The organism is Enterobacter cloacae complex sp. SHL022, from assembly GCF_049237785.1.
GTDB lineage: Bacteria > Pseudomonadota > Gammaproteobacteria > Enterobacterales > Enterobacteriaceae > Enterobacter > Enterobacter hormaechei_C.
The window spans coordinates 1-19,978 of the sequence record NZ_JBMKJH010000004.1; the positions used below are offsets into that span (position 1 = coordinate 1).

The following is a 19,978-nucleotide window of genomic DNA, read 5'->3' on the forward strand; positions in this document are numbered from 1 at the left end:
CTGCCTCGATTAGTTCCGGCCCCTGGTTCTTAACATTCCCCACGGCACGCGTAACGGCGTGCCAGATAAACTTGTCGGCGGGCACAGCACCGTCGGCAGCTATCTCTTCAGCTTCCTTTCCGCCTATATCCTGGCGCATCCATTCGCGGGCAGTTTCCGGTGAAAGAACAAGTGGACGGCGGTCGTGGATATCGACTAGGCCTTTATCAGCTGCGGACGTCACAATCAGAAAACCTTCTGCTTCATCGCCGCTTTCAAATGGCGTGCTACCGATCGCTGCCATGAATATTGGCTGGCCGTCGGCGCGGTGAATGAAGTAGGGCTGCTTCTTGTCGCCTTCTTTCTTCCATTCGAACCAGCCGTCAGCAAAGCAGATCGCCCGGCCATGCTGCCAGAGAGGCTTGAACATTCGGCTGGTGGCCGCCGTCTCGACGCGCGCGTTAATCAAAGGGGATTTATCCCACCACCCGGGTGCATATCCCCAGAACACAGGATCGAGGTGCAGTTGCTCGTCGCGTTCGCTCAGTAGCAGGACCTTGGTACCGGGTGCGACGTTGAATCGGCCAATAGGTTCCGGGTCATAAGCGATGTCACGATCGGCTTCATCGGCCAGATATGCCAGATATTCTTCACGGGTTTGGGCTTGTGCAAAACGTCCACACATAGAAACCTCCAGTCAGACAGACTGAAAGTATAGGGCAGGGAGAAAAAGTAGCGCGCGCTGGTTAAGTCTTACAATCGGATCGGTGGGGATTATGCTGATGGTAGAGGTAGGCGTAAAGCTTCGTGTTACGAAACTGGAAGGAGCTACGCAAAGTTGGGGGACCGGGAAATTACATAGCGATGTCTGGTGGCATGGCTATGCATTCTCTGTGTCATAGATGTGTCATGCATGGATGTATCACAAGAAAACGAGAAAGCAGGTAACGACACGTAATGACACAAATGCGTAGCGAGCGCGGAAAAACCAATGATATTACAGTGCGTTAAATAGTACTCTACGTTCTTCTAAGCCGTAGGTCGTAGGTTCGAATCCTACAGGGCGTGCCATTTAAAAACAGGCGCTTACGCCAGTTTCAAGCCAGCCTGATTTTCTTCATGAAACACCCATCGCGAAAGTAGCGTTAACGCACATTTTTCACAGCACAATTGACTGTTATAACAGTATTTTTCTTACGCTGTGGCAATTTTATTATTCCTCTACCATGCTCATATCACCTCACTCTCACTCGTGGGGCTTTTTGTAGTTGCTGATTAATCTCAAGGAAAAAGGTTATGAAAAAAACGACTGCTATTTTGATGGGCGCTGCATTTCTGTTTACCACCAATACCTTTGCGGCTGAACTGCTGACGAAAAACGAGTTTGAGAAAGTTGAATCACAGTATGAAAAAATCGGTACCGTGAGCACGGCTAACGAAGTCTCTGTCGACGATGCGAAAAAAGAGCTGGTCGAAAAGGCCGATAAAGAAGGTGCTGATGTACTGGTGCTGACTTCCGGTAATACAAACAACAAAATTCACGGCACCGCCGATATTTACAAGAAAAAATAATACCTTAGTAACCACCCCTGTTTCGGGGTGGTTGCGCGCCCTACCTCCCACCCAACATTGTTTCTTGCCGCTTCTCGCTCAGAGAGGCCGTTTACACTTGATTACGTATACATAATGCGTATAGTTCTCATTTGCATTTCTTTTAATAACTTTTAAGGCCCGACAACGGGTCATTTTTGCGCGCACGTTAAGAGCTCATTATGAACAACACCACAATGCACAAAACGCTGCTGGCGATTGCCATCGGCGCGGTAACCCACTCCGCTTTTGCGGCGGATGAGAAAAAAGAGGACACCATCGTCGTCCAGTCCACGGCGGGGAGTGATTTCAAACCCGGCGGCGACCAGCTGGTGCCCGCCTTCCTTGACGGGCAGGTGGCGAACGGCGGGCGCATGGGTATGCTCGGTCAGCAGAACGCCATGGACGTGCCGTTCAACATCATCAGCTACACCTCGAAGCTGGTGGAAGATCAGCAGGCAAAAACCATTGCTGACGTGGTTGCCAACGACGCGGGCGTGCAGTTCGTTCAGGGTTACGGCAACAGCGCGGAAACCTTCCGCATTCGCGGCCTGAAGTTTGACGGCGACGACATGACCTTTGGCGGATTGTCCGGGGTGCTGCCGCGTCAGGTGGTGGATGCCCAGATGGTCGACCGCATCGAGATCTTCAAAGGGGCCAACTCCCTGATGAACGGTGCCGCAAGCTCGGGCGTGGGCGGGATGATCAACCTTGAGCCTAAACACGCGGGCGACACCCCGCAGGCGAAAGTGGGTGTGGACTACACCTCGGATTCCCAGATTGGCACCACGCTGGATGCGGGCCGCCGCTTTGGCGATAACGACCAGTTTGGCGCGCGGGTGAACCTCGTGCATCGCGAAGGGGAAACCGGCGTGCCGAACGACCGCCGCCGCACCACGCTGCTCTCCACCGGCCTGGATTACAAGGGCGACCGTTTCCGCACCTCGCTGGACTTGGGCTACCAGAAAAAAACCTTCCACGGCAGCCCGACCAGCGTCAACATCTCGGCGGTGGATTTTGTGCCTGAACCGCCGAAGAACGATCGCAACTTCTCGCAGAAGTGGGCCTACAGCGATATCGAAAACGAGTTCGGGATGTGGCGCAGCGAGTATGACATCACCGATAGCTGGACGGCGTATACCGGTCTCGGCGCGCAGCACGCGCACGAAGAAGGGATCTACAGCGCGCCGAAGCTCCTCGATAAGAGCGGTAATGCGGTGGTCAGCCGTCTTGATACCAACCGCATCAGCGATTCTGTCAGCGGCATGGCGGGCATTCGCGGTAACTTCACTACCGGATTCGTCTCGCACAAGGTCAATGTTGGCTATTCGGCGATGACCAAAAACGAAAAGATCGCGTGGAAAATGTCGGCGACGAAGGATAATCCGACCACCAACATCTACCACAACACCGGCGTCGATATGCCGGACAGCTCCAACCTCAACGGCTCAGGCGGCAAATACAGCGATCCGCTGACCAGCGGGCGCACCCGCACGCAGGGTTGGCTGCTGAGCGATACCCTGGGCGTGCTGGACGACAAGCTGCTGTTCACCGCAGGCGCGCGGCATCAGAAAGTGGTGATTCGCGGGTACAACAAAATCACCGGTGCGGAAAACGACGCGGACGGTTTCGACGGCAGCCGCTGGATGCCCACCTACGGCGTAGTCTATAAACCGTGGGAGGAAATTTCCCTCTACGCCAACCACACCGAGGCGTTACAGCCCGGTGAAACCGCGCCTCGCTCAGCAAACAACTACGGCCAGAGCACCGGTATCGTTCACTCTAAGCAGAACGAAGTGGGCGTAAAGGCGGACTTTGGCCGCGTGGGCGGCTCCCTGGCGCTGTTTGAGATCAAAATGCCGTCGGCGATCCTTGACGACAGCGGTCACTACGGCCTGGATGCAGAACAGCGTAACCGCGGCGTGGAGCTGAACGTCTTCGGCGAGCCAATGCTCGGGATGCGTCTGAACGCCAGCGCCACCTGGTTGCAGGCCGAGCTGACCAAAACCAAAAACGGCGTCAATCAGGGCAACGATGCGATCGGTATTCCGAGCTTCTACGCCGTGCTGGGCGCAGAGTACGATATCAAGCCGATTGAAGGCCTGACGGCGACCGCGCGCGTTAACCACTCCGGCACGCAGTATGCCGATCTTGCGAACAGCAAAAAGCTGGACAGCTACACCACGCTGGATCTGGGCATGCGCTATCGCTTCGCGGTGAACCACAATGAAAATCAGATGACCGTACGGGCAGGTATCGACAACGTGACCAACGAGAACTACTGGTCAAGCGTGGACGATTCCGGTACTTACATTACTCAGGGCGAGCCGCGTACCTTTAAGGTCTCGGTTGGCTACGAGTTCTAAGCGTTCCACCTCGTTATCCGGGGCAGGGACGCCCCAATCCCTTCGTTGTCGTGTTATAAAATTGTAATAAAAGCTTCTTACACTGGTCGCCACAACCTTACCTCTTGGCCAATGACAGGAAGCCGCTATGGGCAGACCCCTCAAATCCGTATTTAAAAAAGAACATCGCGACGATATCAGTAACCGCAGCGCTAACCCGGTATTCTCCGAGGTTGCAGAAGTGTTCCTCTCGCGCCGCCGTTTTCTCCAGATGGGGGCCGTAGCGGGGGCTGCCGTATCATTCCCGTATCTGATCACACCCGAAAATGCCATTGCCGCGGTATCGAAGCCTTCCGCGCTGGCAAAAGCGGTTTCCCTGGGCTTTACCAGCATCGACGTCTCTACGGAAGACACGGTCAGGGTGCCGGAAGGTTATATCGCCCGCCCGTTCTATCGCTGGGGTGATCCGACGGGGATCAAGGACAACATGCCGGCCTTTAAGCCGGACGCCAGCAATACCACAGACGAACAGGCTGTGCAGGCGGGCATGCACCACGACGGCATGGCGTGGTTTAGCCTGCCGCAGGGGGCGCAAAACCCGGAGCATGGACTGCTGGCGCTGAACCATGAGTACATCGACAACGGAATGCTGTTTACCGACGGTACGGCGAACTGGAGTCTCGACAAAGCCCGCAAGGGGCAGAACGCGATGGGCGTGTCGGTGGTGGAAGTGAAAAAAACGGGCAGCGGCTGGGAGGTGGTGCGTCCGTCTTCCTTCGCCCGGCGTATTACCGTCAATACGCCGATGCAGCTTACCGGCCCGGCGCGGCATCAGGATTTAATGAAAACCGCCGCCGACCCGCAGGGGGAACGCGTTCTGGGCACCATGCAGAACTGCGCCAACGGCCACACGCTGTGGGGCACCTATCTCACCTGCGAGGAGAACTGGTCGGACATTTTTGTCAAAAAAGCCGATCTCAACCCGCTGGAAAAACGCTACGGCATCAGCGACAGCGATGAATCGTACCGCTGGAACGAGGTGGATGAGCGGTTCAGCGTTGATAAAACCCCTAACGAACCCAACCGTTTCGGCTGGGTGGTGGAGATCGATCCCTACAACCCGACCTCCACCCCGCGCAAGCACACCGCGCTCGGCCGCTTCAAGCATGAGGGGGCCGCCGTCACGCTCGCCGCCGATAATCACGTGGTGGTCTACATGGGGGACGACCAGAAGTTTGAGTACATCTATAAGTTTGTCTCCGACAAAAAATACGATCCCGCGAACCGGGAAGCCAATATGCAGCTGCTGACGTCCGGCACGCTGTACGTCGCCAGGTTCAACGAGGACGGCAGCGGCGACTGGCTGCCGCTGATCTTCGGGCAAAATGGCCTGGATAAAAGCAACGGTTTTGCAAGCCAGGGCGATCTGCTGATTAAAACCCGTCTGGCGGCCGACGTGGTGGGGGCGACGAAAATGGATCGCCCGGAGTGGATAGCCGTCGATCCGCACGCCAGCGGCAGCGTCTACTGTACGCTGACCAACAACAGCGATCGCGGTAAAGAGGGCAAGGCGCCGGTGGATGCCGCCAACCCGCGCGCTAATAACGTGTTTGGTCACATCATGCACTGGCACGAAGAGGGTGCCGATCCTGCCGCCGCACGCTTTAAGTGGGATATTCTGGTCATGGCCGGGCGCACCGACGGCGACGATCCCAAAGCCAAAGGCTCGATGCAGGGCGCGGCATTTGGCAGCCCGGATGGGTTGTCGTTCGATCACCAGGGCGTGCTGTGGATCCAGACCGACGTTTCCTCCAGCACCATCAATAAGAAAGCCTACGAGGGGATGGGCAATAACCAGATGGTGGCCACCATTCCGGGCACCAACGAGTATCGCCGTTTCCTGACCGGGCCGCGCGGGTGCGAAATCACCGGCATTGCGTTTACGCCGGACAACCGCACGCTGTTTATCAACATTCAGCATCCGGGGGAGGGCGGGGATGATATTACCGACCCGGCCAATCCGCGCGCTGTTTCCAACTGGCCAGACGCCAGCCCGAACGGGCGTCCGCGATCGTCAACAGTGGTGATTACCAAAGCGGACGGCGGGATCATCGGGTCGTGACGTTTATCCGCCGGGCGCATGCGCTGGCCCGGCGTTAAGCTTGCTACCACCAGCATGAAGTGTTAAAACGTGCCCCTTCTAAAAAAGAGACAGGGGTAGGGCGTGAAAGACGCGTCATCCGCTTCAGGCCATGGTAGCGCTGAAGCTTCGTCGGATCAGAGTCCGACGCTGCAACGTGGTTTGCAAAATCGACATATTCAGTTAATTGCCCTTGGCGGCGCGATCGGTACCGGGCTGTTTCTCGGCATCGGCCCCGCTATACAGATGGCCGGTCCGGCGGTTCTGCTGGGTTACGGTATCGCCGGGATTATCGCCTTCCTGATCATGCGCCAGCTCGGCGAGATGGTCGTTGAAGAGCCGGTGTCCGGCTCCTTCGCACACTTTGCCTATAAATACTGGGGGCCGTTCGCAGGTTTCCTCTCCGGCTGGAACTACTGGGTGATGTTCGTGCTGGTCGGGATGGCCGAGCTGACCGCCGCCGGCATCTATATGCAGTACTGGCTCCCGGACGTGCCAACGTGGATTTGGGCCGCGGCCTTCTTCATCATCATTAACGCCGTTAACCTCGTCAACGTGCGCCTGTATGGTGAAACCGAGTTCTGGTTTGCGCTGATCAAGGTACTGGCAATTATCGGCATGATCGGCTTTGGCCTGTGGCTGCTGTTCTCCGGCCACGGCGGCGAGCGCGCCACGATCGATAACCTGTGGCAGCACGGCGGCTTCCTGGCGACTGGATGGAAAGGGCTGATCCTCTCGCTGGCGGTCATTATGTTTTCCTTCGGCGGGCTGGAGCTGATTGGCATCACCGCGGCTGAAGCGCGCGATCCGCACAAAAGCATCCCGAAAGCGGTCAACCAGGTGGTGTACCGTATCCTGCTGTTTTACATCGGCTCGCTGGTGGTGCTGCTGGCGCTCTACCCGTGGGTGGAAGTGAAATCTGACAGTAGCCCGTTCGTGATGATCTTCCACGATTTGAACAGCAACGTGGTCGCTTCGGCGCTTAACTTCGTCATTCTTGTGGCGTCGCTGTCGGTCTACAACAGCGGGGTTTACTCCAACAGCCGCATGCTGTTTGGCCTCTCCGTACAGGGCAACGCGCCGAAGTTCCTCACTCGCGTCAGCCGTCGCGGCGTGCCGGTCAACTCGCTGTTCCTTTCTGGCGCTATCACCTCGCTGGTGGTGCTGATCAACTATCTGCTGCCGAAAGAGGCATTTGGCCTGCTGATGGCGCTGGTTGTCGCCACGCTGCTGCTTAACTGGATCATGATCTGCCTGGCGCACCTGCGCTTCCGCGCGGCGATGCGCCGCAAGGGGCGCGAGACGCAGTTTAAAGCGCTGCTCTATCCGGCGGGGAACTACCTCTGTATCGCCTTCCTCGGCCTGATTCTGGTGCTGATGTGCACCATGGATGAGATGCGCCTGTCAGCGATGCTGCTGCCGGTGTGGGTGGTGTTCCTGTTTATTGCATTTAAGCTCTCGCGCAAAAAGTAGCGCGGTTTTCTCCCTCTCCCTGTGGGAGAGGGACGGGGTGAGGGCACCAGACCGCACCAAACCAGACCGCACCACACTGCCTGCCTTCACGCCCGGTGGCGCTGCGCTTACCGGGCCTACAAAGTATCACTCCACCTTTATCGTGACCCCCCTCCCAATTCCGTTTCGATCCACAGGATCTTTATTTTGTAATCGATTACTTTTTATCTGAACTGTTTTGTAATCGATTACTTTTTCCGGGTGAGGCTTATCATGGTGTCAACTGAGAGTAGTGAAAAGGCGATAACGCAACACCGGCTGCTGGTGCCGCGTCTGTCGCTGATGATGTTTCTGCAATTTTTTATCTGGGGTAGCTGGTCGGTCACGCTTGGCCTGGTGATGACCCGGCACAACATGTCTTTGCTGATTGGCGACGCGTTCTCTGCCGGGCCCATCGCTTCCATTCTTTCGCCGTTCGTGCTCGGGATGCTGGTGGACCGCTTCTTCGCCTCGCAGAAGGTGATGGCGGTGATGCACCTCGCGGGCGCGGTGATCCTCTGGTTCGTGCCGGGGGCGCTGATTGCTGAGAATGGCGCGCTGCTGATTGGCCTGCTGTTTGGCTACACGCTCTGCTATATGCCGACACTGGCGCTGACCAACAACATTGCGTTTCACAGCCTGGCGAACGTGGATAAAACCTTCCCGGTAGTGCGCGTGTTCGGCACCATCGGCTGGATCGCGGCGGGCATTTTCATCGGCGTCACCGGCGTGGCGTCCAGCGTCACCATCTTCCAGGTGGCGGCGGTCAGCTCCGTGCTGCTGGCGCTTTACAGCCTGACGCTGCCGCACACGCCAGCGCCGGCAAAAGGCCTGCCGGTTAAGGTGCGGGATCTCTTCTGCGCGGACGCCTTCGCGCTGCTTAAAACCCGCCACTTCTTCGTCTTCTCCGTCTGCGCGATGCTGATCTCTGTCCCGCTCGGCACCTATTACGCCTACACCGCCTCGTATCTGGCGGATGCCGGCATTGCCGACGTCAGCACCGCCATGTCCTTCGGGCAGATGTCTGAGATCGTCTTCATGTTGGTTATTCCTCTGCTGTTCCGCCGCCTGGGCGTGAAAGTCATGCTGCTGATCGGCATGCTGGCGTGGTTCGTGCGTTATGCCATGTTCGCGTTGGGCGTCAGCGAAGAGGGACGCATTCTGCTGTACCTCGGCATTCTGCTGCACGGCGTCTGCTACGATTTCTTCTTTGTCGTCGGCTTTATCTATACCGACCGCGTGGCGGGCGAAAAGGTGAAAGGCCAGGCCCAGAGCATGATCGTGATGTTCACCTACGGCATCGGCATGCTGCTCGGCTCGCAGATTTCCGGCGCGCTCTACAACCGCCTGGTGGCAGGACAGACCGTGCCGCAGGCGTGGGTCACATTCTGGTGGATACCGGCGGTGGCTGCCGCGGCGATCGCGCTGATTTTCCTTCTCACGTTTAAGTATGACGATGACAAGGCGTAACGTTCAGGAGGTGGTATGAGGACAATGAAAGGACCGGGCATTTTTCTGTCGCAGTTTATTGGCGCAGAAGCGCCGTTTAATTCGCTCGACGGGCTTGCTGAATGGGCGGCAGGTAAAGGTTATAAGGCGGTGCAGATCCCCTGCAACCATCCGCACATCTTTGACGTCGAGAAAGCCGCAGAGAGCCAGGCCTACTGCGACGACATCACCGCCAGGCTGGCCGCACACGGGCTGGTTATCAGCGAGCTGTCGACCCATCTGGAAGGGCAGCTCGTGGCGGTGAATCCGGTTTACAGCGAGGCGTTTGACCACTTCGCACCCGCCGCCGTGCGCGGTAACGAGGCGGCGCGCCGGGCGTGGGCGACGGAAAAGCTGAAGCAGGCGGCGGTCGCTTCGGCCAGATTAGGGCTGAAGGCGCACGCGACCTTCTCCGGCTCGCTGGCGTGGCCGTTTTTCTATCCGTGGCCGCCGCATAACGAGCAGCGTTTTCAGGAAGCGTTCGAGGAGCTGGCAACCCGCTGGCGGCCAATACTGGATACCTTCGACGAGCAGGGGGTGGACGTCTGCTTTGAGCTGCATCCGGGGGAAGATCTGCACGACGGCGTGACCTTCGAGCGTTTTCTGGCGCTGGTGGATAACCATCCGCGCTGCAACATTCTCTACGACCCGAGCCATATGCTGCTTCAGCAGATGGACTATCTGGCCTTTATCGATATCTTCCATGCGCGCATTAAAGCGTTCCACGTGAAGGACGCGGAGTTCCGCCCCAGCGGGCGCAGCGGCGTCTACGGCGGCTACCAGCCGTGGATCAACCGCGCCGGACGCTTTCGCTCGCCCGGCGACGGGCAAATCGACTTTAAGGGCATCTTCAGCAAGCTGACCCAGTACGACTACGACGGCTGGGCGGTGCTGGAGTGGGAGTGTTGCCTGAAGGATGGCGATACCGGCGCGAGTGAGGGCAGCGAATTTATCCGCCGCCACATTATTCCCGTTTCCGGACGGGCGTTTGATGATTTCGCCGCAGGGGGCAGCCATGATTAACGTCGGGATTATCGGCAGCGGGTTTATTGGCCCGGCACACATCGAGGCGCTCAGGCGTCTCGGGTTTGTGCAGGTGGTCGCGCTCTGCGACGGTTCGCTCGTTAAGGCGCAGGAAAAGGCGCGCCAGCTAAATGTCCCGCATGCTTACGCCAGCGTGGAAGAACTGCTCGCGCACCCCAATCTGCATGCGGTGCACAACTGCACGCCGAACCACCTGCACGCGGAGATTAACCGCCAGATCCTGCGCGCGGGCAAGCACGTGTTTTCCGAAAAGCCGCTGTGCATGACGCCGGACGAGGCGCGCGAGCTGGTGGCGCTGGCAGAGCAGGCGGGCGTGGTGCATGGCGTGAGCTTTGTCTATCGTCAGTTTGCGATGGTGCGCCAGGCGGCGAGCATGATGCGCGCGGGCACCGTCGGGCGGCTGTTCGCCTCGCACGGCAGCTATTTGCAGGACTGGATGCTGCTGGAAACCGACTACAACTGGCGGGTGGATGCCGCGCTCGGCGGCGCGTCGCGGGCGGTGGCGGATATCGGTTCCCACTGGTGCGATACGGTACAGTATGTGACAGGCAGGCGCATTACCGAGGTGATGGCTGATTTATCCATCGTCTGGCCGAGGCGCAAGGCCAGCGCGGGTGGTTATCAGACCTTCTCCCATGACGAGCAGGCGGAGTATGAAGTCAAACCGGTCACCACCGAAGATTTTGGCTCGGTACTGTTCCGTTTCGACGACGGCAGCAAGGGCAGCTTTAGCGTCTCGCAGGTGAGCGCGGGGCGAAAAAACCGCCTGACCTTTGAAATTAACGGCAGCGAGCAGTCGGTGGCGTGGGATCAGGAAATCCCGCAGCAGCTGTGGATCGGCCATCGCGCCCGGGCAAACCAGACGCTCACCGACGATCCAGGCCTGATGAACCCTGACGTGGCCGACAGCGCCCACTTCCCCGGCGGGCACATTGAAGGCTGGCCGGATGCCTTTAAAAATATGATGGCGCAGTTTTACCGTGCCGTGCAGGCGGGCGCGATGCCGGATAATCCGCAGTTTGCCACCTTTTACGATGGCGCCAGTGTGATGTATATCATTGATGCAATTGTGAAAAGTCATCAGCAGCAGCGCTGGGTGCGCGTGGAATACTGACGTATTGCCCGGTTCGCCGGGCAATCAATTTATGGTAGCCTGCACAAAACGCTAACCGCAGGATGTATCGTCGCTATGTCAATTCAGAAAATCGCTCAACTGGCCGGGGTATCCGTGGCAACGGTCTCCCGCGTACTGAATAACAGCGATACCGTAAAGGCGAAAAACCGCGAGCGCGTTCTGCGGGCGATTCAGGAGAGCAACTACCAGCCAAACCTGCTCGCCCGTCAGCTGCGCACCGCCCGCAGCTATATGATCCTGGTGATGGTGTCCAACATTGCCAACCCGTTCTGCGCCGAAGTGGTGAAGGGTATCGAAGCCGAGGCGGAAAAGAACGGCTATCGCATTCTGCTGTGCAACTCCGGCTCGGATATTGAGCGCTCCCGCTCGGGCTTAAGCCTGCTCTCCGGCAAAATCGTCGACGGCATTATCACCATGGATGCATTCTCGAAACTGCCGGAACTGGCCGCGCTGATTGGCAACGCGCCGTGGGTACAGTGCGCTGAATACGCCGATGCGGGCGCGGTCTCCTGCGTCGGCATCAATGATGTGGACGCTTCACAGCATGCCGTCAGCCAGCTGGCCGACGGCGGCCGCAAGCGTATCGCGATGATCAACCACGATCTCAGCTACAAATATGCCCGCCTGCGCGAACGCGGCTACAAGAGCGTGATCCACCTGCGGGATCTGGACTATCAGGCGGTGGAGTATGCCAGCGATCTCAGCTCCGGGGCGGGCATGGCGGCGATGCAAAACCTGTTAAAAGATAATCCGCCGGATGCGGTGTTTGCCGTTTCCGATACGCTGGCGGCGGGCGCGCTGCGCGCCATTCAGCAGGCAGGTCTTCGGGTGCCGGAGGATATTGCCGTGGTCGGCTTTGACGGTACGGAGCTGGCGGACATGATTTCGCTCACCACCATCGAACAGCCGTCGCGGGATATCGGGCGCAAGGCGGTCAATTTGCTGTTAAATAAGATCGACAACCCGGATGCGCCCACGGAGAGGGTGATGATGGACTGGCGCTTTATTTCCCGCGCCAGCACCTGATTATCTGGCGATGACGCCAGCCAGCGAGCGAATATCGTTTCCGGTTGGCGACTGGTGAATACGCAGGCCAAATTCATCCACCACCGCGAAAATATGATCGAAGATGTCGGCCTGAATATCTTCGTATTCCGCCCAGATCACCGTGTTGGTAAAGGCATATATTTCAATCGGCAGCCCGTTAGCATCCGGCGCGAGCTGGCGCACCATCAGCGTCATATCTTTACGAATACGCGGGTGGTTACGCAGATATTCATTCAGGTAGGCACGGAAGGTGCCGATATTGGTCATCTTGCGCAGGTTTAATACCGATTCTCCTTCGCCGTTCTGCTGATTCCACAGGTTAATTTCCTCATGACGCGCCGCCAGATACGGCTTCAGCAGTTTCGCCTGAATCAGTTTTTGCTGCTCCTGCTCGTCGAGGAAATGAATGCTGGTGGTATCGATATTCAGGCTGCGCTTGATGCGGCGACCACCGGAGGCGGACATGCCGCTCCAGTTGATGAACGCATCGGACACCAGCGCCCAGGTCGGGATGGTGGTGATGGTGTTATCGAAGTTGCGCACTTTAACGGTGGTCAGGCCGATGTCGGTCACCGTGCCGTTGGCGCCGTATTTCGGCATCTCCAGCCAGTCGCCGAGCTTGAGCATGTCGTTGGCGGAGAGCTGAATACCGGCCACCAGGCCGAGTATCGGGTCTTTAAAGACCAGCATCAGAACGGCAGCCATCGCACCCAGGCCGCTTATCAGAATGGCGGGTGACTGACCGATCAGCAGGGAGATAATTAGTATCCCCACCAGAATGGCGCTCACCAGCTTGATGCCCTGGAATATCCCCTTCAGCGGCAGCTGTGACGCGGTGGCCATTTTCTGCGACAGATTGAAAATCACGTCCAGCAACGAGAAGAAGGAGAGCAGGGCATAAACCATCACCCACAATTTCGCGCAGGTGGTAAGTAATTCCGCCGCTTCGCTGCCTTTTTGCAGCCACAGAACCGCCTGAACGTTGACGATTATCCCCTGGAGGGTAAACGCCAGACGGTGAAATAACTTGTTCTGCGTAATGATTTGCAACCATAAATGGCTGCTGGCCTGGGCGCGTTTCTCGAATGCGCGCAGCACCACTTTGTGCAGAATAAAATGAACGATAATGGCCGTAAGAAAAATAATACCAAAGATAATCACTAAAGAGGTGGTGTGATTAATTTCAATCCCTAACTCTTCAACCTGAGCAATTAATTCCTGCATAACGTCTCCTGTATTGATGCAGCCCCATAATGGCGGCTGCGGATCTATTATGCAAATTCAGGCAGTTTTATTTTGTCGCCGGACAGGCCTTGACGACCGGTAAACACAGACGATGGCGCATACGCAGCGTGACCAGCGCCAGCACCACCATCATGGCCGTTTCCACCATCAGGAAGACATTGACCGCCTGGGTGTAATCTCCGTGATGATTTTGCAGCCCGTGCAGCAAAATCGCGCCGAAAATGGCCGGGCCAAGCCCCAGCGCAGCCTGTTGCAGCGTGCTTAAAATCGCGCTCGCGGCCCCCGCGTCGTCAGGCTGAATATCACGCATCCCGATACGGTAGAAGCTGTTTACAATCAGCGCCTGCCCGTAACCCACCAGCCCGGTGGCCGGGGCCAGCGTCAGCGCGGTATTCTGCATTCCCCAGTGACGGAACGTGGCGATCAACGCCACCAGACCGACAAGCTGAATCGCAAGTCCGGTCAGCAGGATGGCGCTGGTGCTGTAGCGGGCAATCAGGCGTGGGGCGAACCAGGCAGAAATAAAATAGGTGACGCCAAGCGCGATAAAGCTGTTCCCGGACTGCCACGGCGCCATCCCCAGACCGCTTTGCATGGTCAGCGCCATACAGAACATGAACCCGGACCAGACGCTGAAAAAGAGTATCCCGATTAGCACGCCAAAGCGGATGCTGCGCAGCTGCAACAGGCGCGGCGCGATGAGCGGGTGGGCATTCTCACGCTCTTTTTTGCGCGCGTTCAGCACCATTACACAGACCAGCGGCACAATCGCCAGCAGTGCGGCCTTCAGCGGCCACGACCAGTGCCACTGCGGGCCGAGCGCCATCGGGAACAGCAGACAGCACAGTATTGCCGTCAGCAGGACAGTCCCGGTCCAGTCAATGCGCGACGGCGTGTCGCGGCGGGTTTCCGGCACGTAGCGACGGCTCAGCGCCAGCACCACCAGACAAATCGGCACGTTGATAAAGAAGGCGTTGCGCCAGCCAAGCCCGGCGATGTCCGCCGACACCAGCCAGCCGCCACCCATCTGGCCGACGATAAACGCAATTCCGCCGATACCGCCGAACAGACTGATCGCTCTGGCGTGTGCCGTTCCTTTTAACGTCACATGCAACGTCGCGAGAATTTGCGGCATGATCAGCGCGGCGCCCGCACCCTGAATAATGCGCGCGCCAAGCAACTGTTCGATATTGCCCGCCATGCCGCACAGCAGTGAGGCCAGGCCAAAACACGCCACGCCCCACATAAACAGGCGACGGCGGCCAAGGTTATCGCCCAGCTTGCTGCCGGGTGCCAGGCAGACGGCAAAGGCCACGCCGTAGAGGGCGACGATCAGCTCCAGTTCAGTGGCGGTGGCGTGTAATGAATGGGTGATGGAATCCAGCGCCACGTTGGTGATTGAGGTATCAATCAGCGGCAGCATCTGGCCGGTTAACAGCAATATCAGGCCCGCACGACCCGGTGAAACAACTGACGTATTCATGGTGACTCCATTGCGTCAAACAGCGTAGAGTCGTAGCATCAACCATCTGATAAACGGGTACCAGTTCTTACTTATACTGGTACTGACACTACCATGCAGGAGATGTTATGGCGCTGATGTCTGAACCTGTCACCTCTCTCCAGGATGACACCCGCAAGCAGCTGGGCGCGTTTTTGCGTGCCCGGCGCGAAAGCCTCGATCCGCAGCGCCTCGGCTTACCGCGCAGCGGCCGCCGCCGCACGCCGGGCCTGCGCCGGGAAGAGGTGGCGATGCTCGCGGATGTCGGCGTGACCTGGTACACCTGGCTGGAACAGGGTCGGGACGTCAATCCGTCCAGCGCGGTGATGGCCGCCATCGCAAAAGCGCTGCAATGCACCCCGACCGAAGCCCGGCATCTTTTTGTGCTCGCCGGTTTGCCGCCGGGCGAAGCCCCGCAGGCGGTGTGCTGTGAGGGGATCAGCGAAGGCACGCGTCGCCTGCTGGATACCCTGATGCCGAAACCCGCCAGCATTCAGAAACCGAACTTTGATATCGTGGCGTGGAACGACAGCTTCGGACACCTGATGGGCGTCGATTTCAACGCTATCCCGCCGGAAGATCGCAACTGTATTTACCTGTTCCTCACCCATCCGGCGTGGCGCGCGCGGCTCGGCAAACATGACGACGTGCTGCCGATTTTCGTCTCCTACTTCCGCGCGGCAATGGCTGAGCACCGTGGCGACCCGCTCTGGGAAGCGAAGCTGGCGCGTTTTTTTGCGGTGTCCGAAGAGTTCAAAACCCTGTGGCACCAGCGTAACGACGTGCGCGGCGTGGAGAACCAGCTCAAGCTGTTCACCCATCCCGAGCTGGGGGATTTTCATCTCCAGCAGATGTACTGGTACTCCGCCCCGCGAAACGGATCGCGGCTGCTGGTCTATTTACCCGTGGATGAGGCAGGGGAGAGGGCGATGGCGTGGCTGGCGGAGCAGGGGATATAAATTTTTTGCGAGGGGCTTTCAGGGAATCAACGCTGCTCCGGTCCTGCCTGGAATAAGCTGGTAAGGTGAATCACGAAAGGCAAAATTAGCCTTTAATGCAAATTGCCTTACATGCTAATATTATCAGGGATGAAATACAGTGTTCAGACTTATCGTTCATGCGGCAGTCAGAGAGGAGATCCTCTCATTGCCTGCGGATGTTTATCAAGAAGACGCAAAAAACGCCCTCTGCTGAACTCCGTCTGGCACTGAAACGACAACAGGAGATGTTGGATGAGCAAGAAGATTATTGACTGGGATGAACTCAGAGCTAAACTGTTAAGCGATTCAGAAATTCAGGCTTCCTTTGATGCAGAAGAGCGCAAGGAGCGTCTGCGGGAGATGCTGGCGCAATGGCGCAATCATGCTGGTCTGACGCGCGCCCAGGTGGCGGAGCGGATGGGCGTCAGCGCACCGACGGTATCACGAATGGAAGCAAATATTACCCGGGCGAGTCTCGATACATTAACGCGTTATGCGCTGGTGTGCGGGGTAAAGCATCCGCAGATAACGCTTTACTGAAAACGGGCACGCCGATAGCCGGCGTGCCAGAAGCGCTTAGCACTCAGTCACAATCGTGCTCAGCGGCAGGCGAGATTTCGGCAGCGTGGCGTTGAAATCTTCCACGCTGTGATGCCCGACCGGGACCACCACCAGGCTGGTGAAGCCTTTCTCTTTCAGGCCAAACTCTTCGTCGAGGATCGCGGCGTCAAACCCTTCGATGGGTACCGCATCCAGGCCCATCGCGGCCACGCCCAGCAGGAAGTTGCCGACGTTCAGGTAAACCTGCTTCGCCATCCACTGGTCGTCATCTTTCAGATCCACGCGGTGCATGTCGGCAAAATAGCAGCGGCCTTTGTGGTTCGCGGCTTTTGCTTCTGGCGTGGCGAAACGGCCGTCAGCCTCTTCCTGATCGACAACGCGCTCAAGCCAGGCATCGTCCATCGCGGTTTTCGCGCAGAACACCACTACGTGAGAGGCATCCAGCATTTTGCGTTCGTTAAACACATAGGTGCCCGCCGCGGATTTTGCCACGCGCGCTTTACCCTCTTCAGTGCTGGCAACAATAAAGTGCCACGGCTGGGAGTTGGTGCTGGACGGGCTGTATTGCAGCAGCGTTTTGATTTTTTCCGCTTCTTCTGCGGTCAGTTTTTTGGCTGGGTCGAACGCCTTGGTAGAGTGGCGTTTCAGGGCGACAGAAATAATATCCATAACAACTCCTGGTGATGAAATTCGCCCGCGGGCGGGCGTGAAAGGAAAGCAGATTACCGCGCGAAGCGGGAAAAGATAAGTGCGATTCGAGCGCTTATTCTGTTCGTCTGAGACGAACAATCAGGCTGGTCGAATCCACTTCTGATCTTTTTTCGGCAGTTTATCAACGACCAGATTCCACGAATCCGTAATCAGGTCGGTGACCAGTTCAGGCGTGATGTCGTCCGTGCCATAAAGGGAGATCCAGTGTTTTTTATTCAGATGGTAACCGGGCTCCACGCCACGGTAGATCTGCTGATTGAGCAGCGATTTTTCCGGATCGGATTTCAGGCTGACGTGGGCCCGACCGTGTGCGGTCGCCATCAGCATAAAAATTTTCCCGCCCACCTTAAACACGTCATACTCCGGGCCAAACGGCCAGCAATGTTCGGTAAAAGGCATCTCCAGCGCGACGCGTCTGGCATGTTCCTGCAAGGATTTACTGTCCATGGTTATCTTCCTCAGCAAGCCCGCGCCACATGGCTTCAAAGCCCAGCGCTTTAAAATCGACGGCACGGGACGGATCGCGGGCGGCAAACTCCATGGTGGTTTCAGCCAGCGATAAGAACATTGCATCACCGAAGGTCTTAAACTCGTCAGACATAAACACCGGGCGGATCGAACGACGACACAGTTCATGCAGTTCCGGGAACATGTCTTTCACCGCCTGCTCGGTTTCGGCGTTCAGCTTTTCACTGACGCCAATCTGACGGATAGCCGCATGCGCCAGGGGGTTACGAATGCCCCAGTCCACATAGCTGTTCCAGATATTGCGGGTATGCTCTTTTGGCTCGGTGATGGTGCGATCGAGATTCGCCAGCATGGTCTGGCAGAGATCCTGCTTCAGATGCAGGTAGAGGGCATTCAGCAGATCGTCTTTGGTAGCAAAGTAGCGAAACAGTGTCCCTTCAGCGACGCCCGCATTACGGGCAATTAACGCCGTTGAGGCGGCAATACCTGACTGCGCAAACGCAGCCGTTGCTGCTTCCAGTAAGGCCTGTTTTTTATCTTCACTCTTCGGACGTGCCACTAAATTTTTCCTCCCGTCAATTGTAAAAGCCCTGATTGAAACACGAGCCTTGATACGCTGCAACGCGGAATGTCAAAGATCGAAAACCTTCTTGACGGCGTAATCATCCTATCTATAATGAGTGCTTACTCACTCATAATCAAGTATCACCCGCGCAAACCATCTGATGGGGCGCGTAGGCGGGTCAGGAAATGAAAAAGCCTCTATTCATCTGCGTGGTGTTAGTCATGATTATTGCTTCAGCTGCCAGTTTACCGTTTGTACTGAATGCCGGATTTGGCCAGCCACCGCAGGGTGCGCAGCTCTCTGAAGTGGAAGCCTCTCCGCACTATCGCGACGGGCAATTCCATAACACGCTCCCTACGCCGGGCTTTACCGGGAAACAAAATATGCTGGTGGCGTGGTGGCAGTTCCTTACCCGTAAAACCGAAAACGCCCGTCCTGCGCAGCCGCTGCCGCTGGTGAAAACCGATCTGGCGAGCCTGTCGCCTGAACAGGACACGCTGGTGTGGCTCGGCCACTCCTCCTGGTATATGCAGCTGGCAGGGAAACGCATCCTGATCGATCCGGTTCTGAGTAGCTACGCCGCACCGTTCTCGTTTCTCAATAAAGCGTTTGCGGGGGAGTACCCGTGGCGTGCGGAGAGCATGCCGGAGATCGACCTGCTGATTATCTCCCACGATCATTATGACCATCTGGATTACGCCACCATCAAGGCGCTGCTGCCGAAGGTTAAGCGCGTGGTCACGCCGCTGGGCGTGGGTTCGCATCTGCGCTACTGGGGGATGACCCCGGAGATAATCGACGAGCGGGACTGGAACCAGTCGGTGCATATCAGCGATGCGCTGACGGTACATGTTCTGCCCGCGCGCCATTTTTCCGGGCGCGGCATTAAGCGTAACCAGACCCTGTGGGGGAGCTTTATGTTTGTCACCCCAGAGCGAAAGGTTTACTACAGCGGAGACTCCGGTTACGGCCCGCACTTCAAGGCTATTGGCGAGCAGTTTGGCGGAGTGGACTTAGCCATTATGGAAAACGGGCAGTACGACCAGGACTGGAAGTACATCCATATGCATCCGGCGGAAACGGCGCAGGCCTCGGCAGATCTCAATGCCAAAGCGGTCGTACCGGGACATAACGGGCGTTTTGTGCTGGCGAAACATACCTGGAACGATCCACTGATCCAGCTGGCGAAAGCCAGCAAGGATAAAAACTACCGGCTGCTGACGCCGGAGCTGGGCGAGCCCGTGCGGGTGAGTGATACCACGCAACAATTTCGCGAGTGGTGGGAATAATGTTTAAGCGAGAAGCAGAGGGGGAGAGCAGTATGACGATTTCCGCTCAGGTCATTGATACGATTGTCGAATGGATCGATGACAACCTACACCAGCCGTTACGCATCGAAGAGATTGCCCGCCATGCGGGTTACTCAAAATGGCATTTACAGCGGCTGTTTATGCAGTACAAAGGCGAAAGTCTGGGGCGCTACATCCGCGAACGCAAGCTGCTGATGGCGGCGCGCGATCTGCGTGAGTCAGACGAGCGCGTGTACGATATCTGCCTGCGCTACGGGTTTGACTCGCAGCAGACGTTTACCCGCATCTTTACCCGCACCTTCAACCAGCCGCCCGGGGCGTACCGCAAAGAAAACCACGGTCGGGCGCACTGAAAAACATCCCCTCACCCCGGCCCTC

General features: G+C 57.4%; 18 protein-coding genes and 1 pseudogene. 13 read left to right on the top strand and 6 right to left on the bottom strand.

Annotated features, from left to right (window positions below):
• Nucleotides 1–664: SOS response-associated peptidase (locus ACOTZD_RS09315; RefSeq protein WP_421636268.1), on the bottom strand; the 664-nt coding region annotated here is incomplete at its 3' end.
• A gap of 611 nt (nucleotides 665–1,275) precedes the next feature.
• On the opposite strand from ACOTZD_RS09315, the gene yahO reads away from it, so the two are divergent.
• From yahO to ACOTZD_RS09355, 8 genes are all read left to right on the top strand, one after another.
• Complete coding sequence (gene yahO / locus ACOTZD_RS09320; RefSeq protein ID WP_003858898.1) at nucleotides 1,276–1,551, top strand: DUF1471 family periplasmic protein YahO; 276 nt, start codon at nucleotides 1,276–1,278, stop codon at nucleotides 1,549–1,551.
• A gap of 200 nt (nucleotides 1,552–1,751) precedes the next feature.
• Entirely contained in the window at nucleotides 1,752–3,935 is a 2,184-nt protein-coding gene (locus ACOTZD_RS09325) for a TonB-dependent receptor (protein ID WP_023324262.1), read from the top strand.
• A 127-nt stretch (nucleotides 3,936–4,062) separates the two neighbouring features.
• Nucleotides 4,063–6,036, top strand: coding sequence for a PhoX family protein (locus ACOTZD_RS09330; protein WP_060579798.1), 1,974 nt, complete (start codon nucleotides 4,063–4,065; stop codon nucleotides 6,034–6,036).
• A 102-nt stretch (nucleotides 6,037–6,138) separates the two neighbouring features.
• Nucleotides 6,139–7,527 (top strand): phenylalanine transporter, encoded by a 1,389-nt coding sequence (gene pheP / locus ACOTZD_RS09335; RefSeq protein WP_023315559.1) that lies wholly within the window; start codon nucleotides 6,139–6,141, stop codon nucleotides 7,525–7,527.
• A 252-nt stretch (nucleotides 7,528–7,779) separates the two neighbouring features.
• Nucleotides 7,780–9,015, top strand: a complete 1,236-nt coding sequence (locus tag ACOTZD_RS09340) for an MFS transporter (RefSeq protein WP_045343166.1) — start codon at nucleotides 7,780–7,782, stop codon at nucleotides 9,013–9,015.
• Nucleotides 9,016–9,030: 15 nt separating this feature from the next.
• Nucleotides 9,031–10,056 (top strand): sugar phosphate isomerase/epimerase family protein, encoded by a 1,026-nt coding sequence (locus ACOTZD_RS09345; protein ID WP_045332440.1) that lies wholly within the window; start codon nucleotides 9,031–9,033, stop codon nucleotides 10,054–10,056.
• Entirely contained in the window at nucleotides 10,049–11,191 is a 1,143-nt protein-coding gene (locus tag ACOTZD_RS09350) for a Gfo/Idh/MocA family protein (protein ID WP_032628156.1), read from the top strand. The genes ACOTZD_RS09345 and ACOTZD_RS09350 overlap by 8 nt, the downstream gene beginning before the upstream one ends.
• A 75-nt stretch (nucleotides 11,192–11,266) precedes the next feature.
• A complete protein-coding gene (locus tag ACOTZD_RS09355; RefSeq protein WP_129329228.1) occupies nucleotides 11,267–12,238 on the top strand; it encodes a LacI family DNA-binding transcriptional regulator in 972 nt (323 codons plus the stop codon).
• Here ACOTZD_RS09355 and ACOTZD_RS09360 read toward each other — a convergent pair whose 3' ends face one another.
• Both ACOTZD_RS09360 and ACOTZD_RS09365 read right to left on the bottom strand, forming a co-directional pair.
• Entirely contained in the window at nucleotides 12,239–13,483 is a 1,245-nt protein-coding gene (locus ACOTZD_RS09360; protein WP_022650531.1) for a mechanosensitive ion channel family protein, read from the bottom strand.
• A 67-nt stretch (nucleotides 13,484–13,550) separates the two neighbouring features.
• Complete coding sequence (locus ACOTZD_RS09365) at nucleotides 13,551–14,987, bottom strand: MFS transporter (protein WP_003858887.1); 1,437 nt, start codon at nucleotides 14,985–14,987, stop codon at nucleotides 13,551–13,553.
• Between the two features lie 107 nt (nucleotides 14,988–15,094).
• Here ACOTZD_RS09365 and ACOTZD_RS09370 point away from each other — a divergent pair, with 107 nt between their 5' ends.
• From ACOTZD_RS09370 to ACOTZD_RS09380, 3 genes and pseudogenes are all read left to right on the top strand, one after another.
• Entirely contained in the window at nucleotides 15,095–15,964 is an 870-nt protein-coding gene (locus tag ACOTZD_RS09370) for a helix-turn-helix transcriptional regulator (RefSeq protein WP_174402100.1), read from the top strand.
• Nucleotides 15,965–16,155: 191 nt separating this feature from the next.
• Nucleotides 16,156–16,257, top strand: a pseudogene (locus ACOTZD_RS09375) (type II toxin-antitoxin system RelE/ParE family toxin); the annotation flags it as partial.
• Nucleotides 16,238–16,525, top strand: a complete 288-nt coding sequence (locus tag ACOTZD_RS09380) for a helix-turn-helix domain-containing protein (protein ID WP_174402099.1) — start codon at nucleotides 16,238–16,240, stop codon at nucleotides 16,523–16,525. The pseudogene ACOTZD_RS09375 and the gene ACOTZD_RS09380, both read left to right, overlap by 20 nt.
• Nucleotides 16,526–16,561: 36 nt before the next feature.
• Here the strand turns inward: ACOTZD_RS09380 and nfsB are convergent, their stop codons facing one another.
• The 3 genes from nfsB to ACOTZD_RS09395 all read right to left on the bottom strand — a co-directional run bounded on the left by nfsB (nucleotide 16,562) and on the right by ACOTZD_RS09395 (nucleotide 18,284).
• A complete protein-coding gene (gene nfsB, locus ACOTZD_RS09385) occupies nucleotides 16,562–17,215 on the bottom strand; it encodes an oxygen-insensitive NAD(P)H nitroreductase (RefSeq protein WP_003858884.1) in 654 nt (217 codons plus the stop codon).
• A 120-nt stretch (nucleotides 17,216–17,335) separates the two neighbouring features.
• Nucleotides 17,336–17,704 (bottom strand): MmcQ/YjbR family DNA-binding protein, encoded by a 369-nt coding sequence (locus tag ACOTZD_RS09390; RefSeq protein WP_003858883.1) that lies wholly within the window; start codon nucleotides 17,702–17,704, stop codon nucleotides 17,336–17,338.
• On the bottom strand, nucleotides 17,694–18,284 hold the full coding sequence (locus tag ACOTZD_RS09395) for a TetR/AcrR family transcriptional regulator (RefSeq protein WP_003858882.1): 591 nt from the start codon (nucleotides 18,282–18,284) through the stop codon (nucleotides 17,694–17,696). Before ACOTZD_RS09395 ends, ACOTZD_RS09390 begins: the two co-directional genes overlap by 11 nt.
• A 191-nt stretch (nucleotides 18,285–18,475) precedes the next feature.
• Between ACOTZD_RS09395 and ACOTZD_RS09400 the strand changes: the two genes are divergently transcribed.
• Nucleotides 18,476–19,579 carry a RomA family MBL fold metallo-hydrolase gene (locus ACOTZD_RS09400; RefSeq protein ID WP_045896331.1) on the top strand — a complete coding sequence of 368 codons (1,104 nt, stop codon included), beginning with the start codon at nucleotides 18,476–18,478 and terminating at the stop codon, nucleotides 19,577–19,579.
• A 32-nt stretch (nucleotides 19,580–19,611) separates the two neighbouring features.
• Nucleotides 19,612–19,953 (top strand): RamA family antibiotic efflux transcriptional regulator, encoded by a 342-nt coding sequence (locus tag ACOTZD_RS09405; protein ID WP_003858880.1) that lies wholly within the window; start codon nucleotides 19,612–19,614, stop codon nucleotides 19,951–19,953.
• Nucleotides 19,954–19,978: the final 25 nt, after the last annotated feature.

What these genes read in the sequence shown, in the direction of transcription:
- ACOTZD_RS09400 (WP_045896331.1), top strand. Translation starts at nt 18,476, where the DNA reads ATGAAAAAGCCTCTATTCATCTGCGTGGTGTTAGTCATGATTATTGCT.
- ACOTZD_RS09390 (WP_003858883.1), bottom strand. Translation starts at nt 17,704, where the DNA reads ATGGACAGTAAATCCTTGCAGGAACATGCCAGACGCGTCGCGCTGGAG.
- ACOTZD_RS09355 (WP_129329228.1), top strand. Translation starts at nt 11,267, where the DNA reads ATGTCAATTCAGAAAATCGCTCAACTGGCCGGGGTATCCGTGGCAACG.
- ACOTZD_RS09405 (WP_003858880.1), top strand. Translation starts at nt 19,612, where the DNA reads ATGACGATTTCCGCTCAGGTCATTGATACGATTGTCGAATGGATCGAT.
- nfsB (WP_003858884.1), bottom strand. Translation starts at nt 17,215, where the DNA reads ATGGATATTATTTCTGTCGCCCTGAAACGCCACTCTACCAAGGCGTTC.
- ACOTZD_RS09350 (WP_032628156.1), top strand. Translation starts at nt 10,049, where the DNA reads ATGATTAACGTCGGGATTATCGGCAGCGGGTTTATTGGCCCGGCACAC.
- ACOTZD_RS09380 (WP_174402099.1), top strand. Translation starts at nt 16,238, where the DNA reads ATGAGCAAGAAGATTATTGACTGGGATGAACTCAGAGCTAAACTGTTA.
- ACOTZD_RS09370 (WP_174402100.1), top strand. Translation starts at nt 15,095, where the DNA reads ATGGCGCTGATGTCTGAACCTGTCACCTCTCTCCAGGATGACACCCGC.
- ACOTZD_RS09330 (WP_060579798.1), top strand. Translation starts at nt 4,063, where the DNA reads ATGGGCAGACCCCTCAAATCCGTATTTAAAAAAGAACATCGCGACGAT.
- ACOTZD_RS09325 (WP_023324262.1), top strand. Translation starts at nt 1,752, where the DNA reads ATGAACAACACCACAATGCACAAAACGCTGCTGGCGATTGCCATCGGC.
- ACOTZD_RS09360 (WP_022650531.1), bottom strand. Translation starts at nt 13,483, where the DNA reads ATGCAGGAATTAATTGCTCAGGTTGAAGAGTTAGGGATTGAAATTAAT.
- ACOTZD_RS09345 (WP_045332440.1), top strand. Translation starts at nt 9,031, where the DNA reads ATGAGGACAATGAAAGGACCGGGCATTTTTCTGTCGCAGTTTATTGGC.
- ACOTZD_RS09340 (WP_045343166.1), top strand. Translation starts at nt 7,780, where the DNA reads ATGGTGTCAACTGAGAGTAGTGAAAAGGCGATAACGCAACACCGGCTG.
- yahO (WP_003858898.1), top strand. Translation starts at nt 1,276, where the DNA reads ATGAAAAAAACGACTGCTATTTTGATGGGCGCTGCATTTCTGTTTACC.
- ACOTZD_RS09365 (WP_003858887.1), bottom strand. Translation starts at nt 14,987, where the DNA reads ATGAATACGTCAGTTGTTTCACCGGGTCGTGCGGGCCTGATATTGCTG.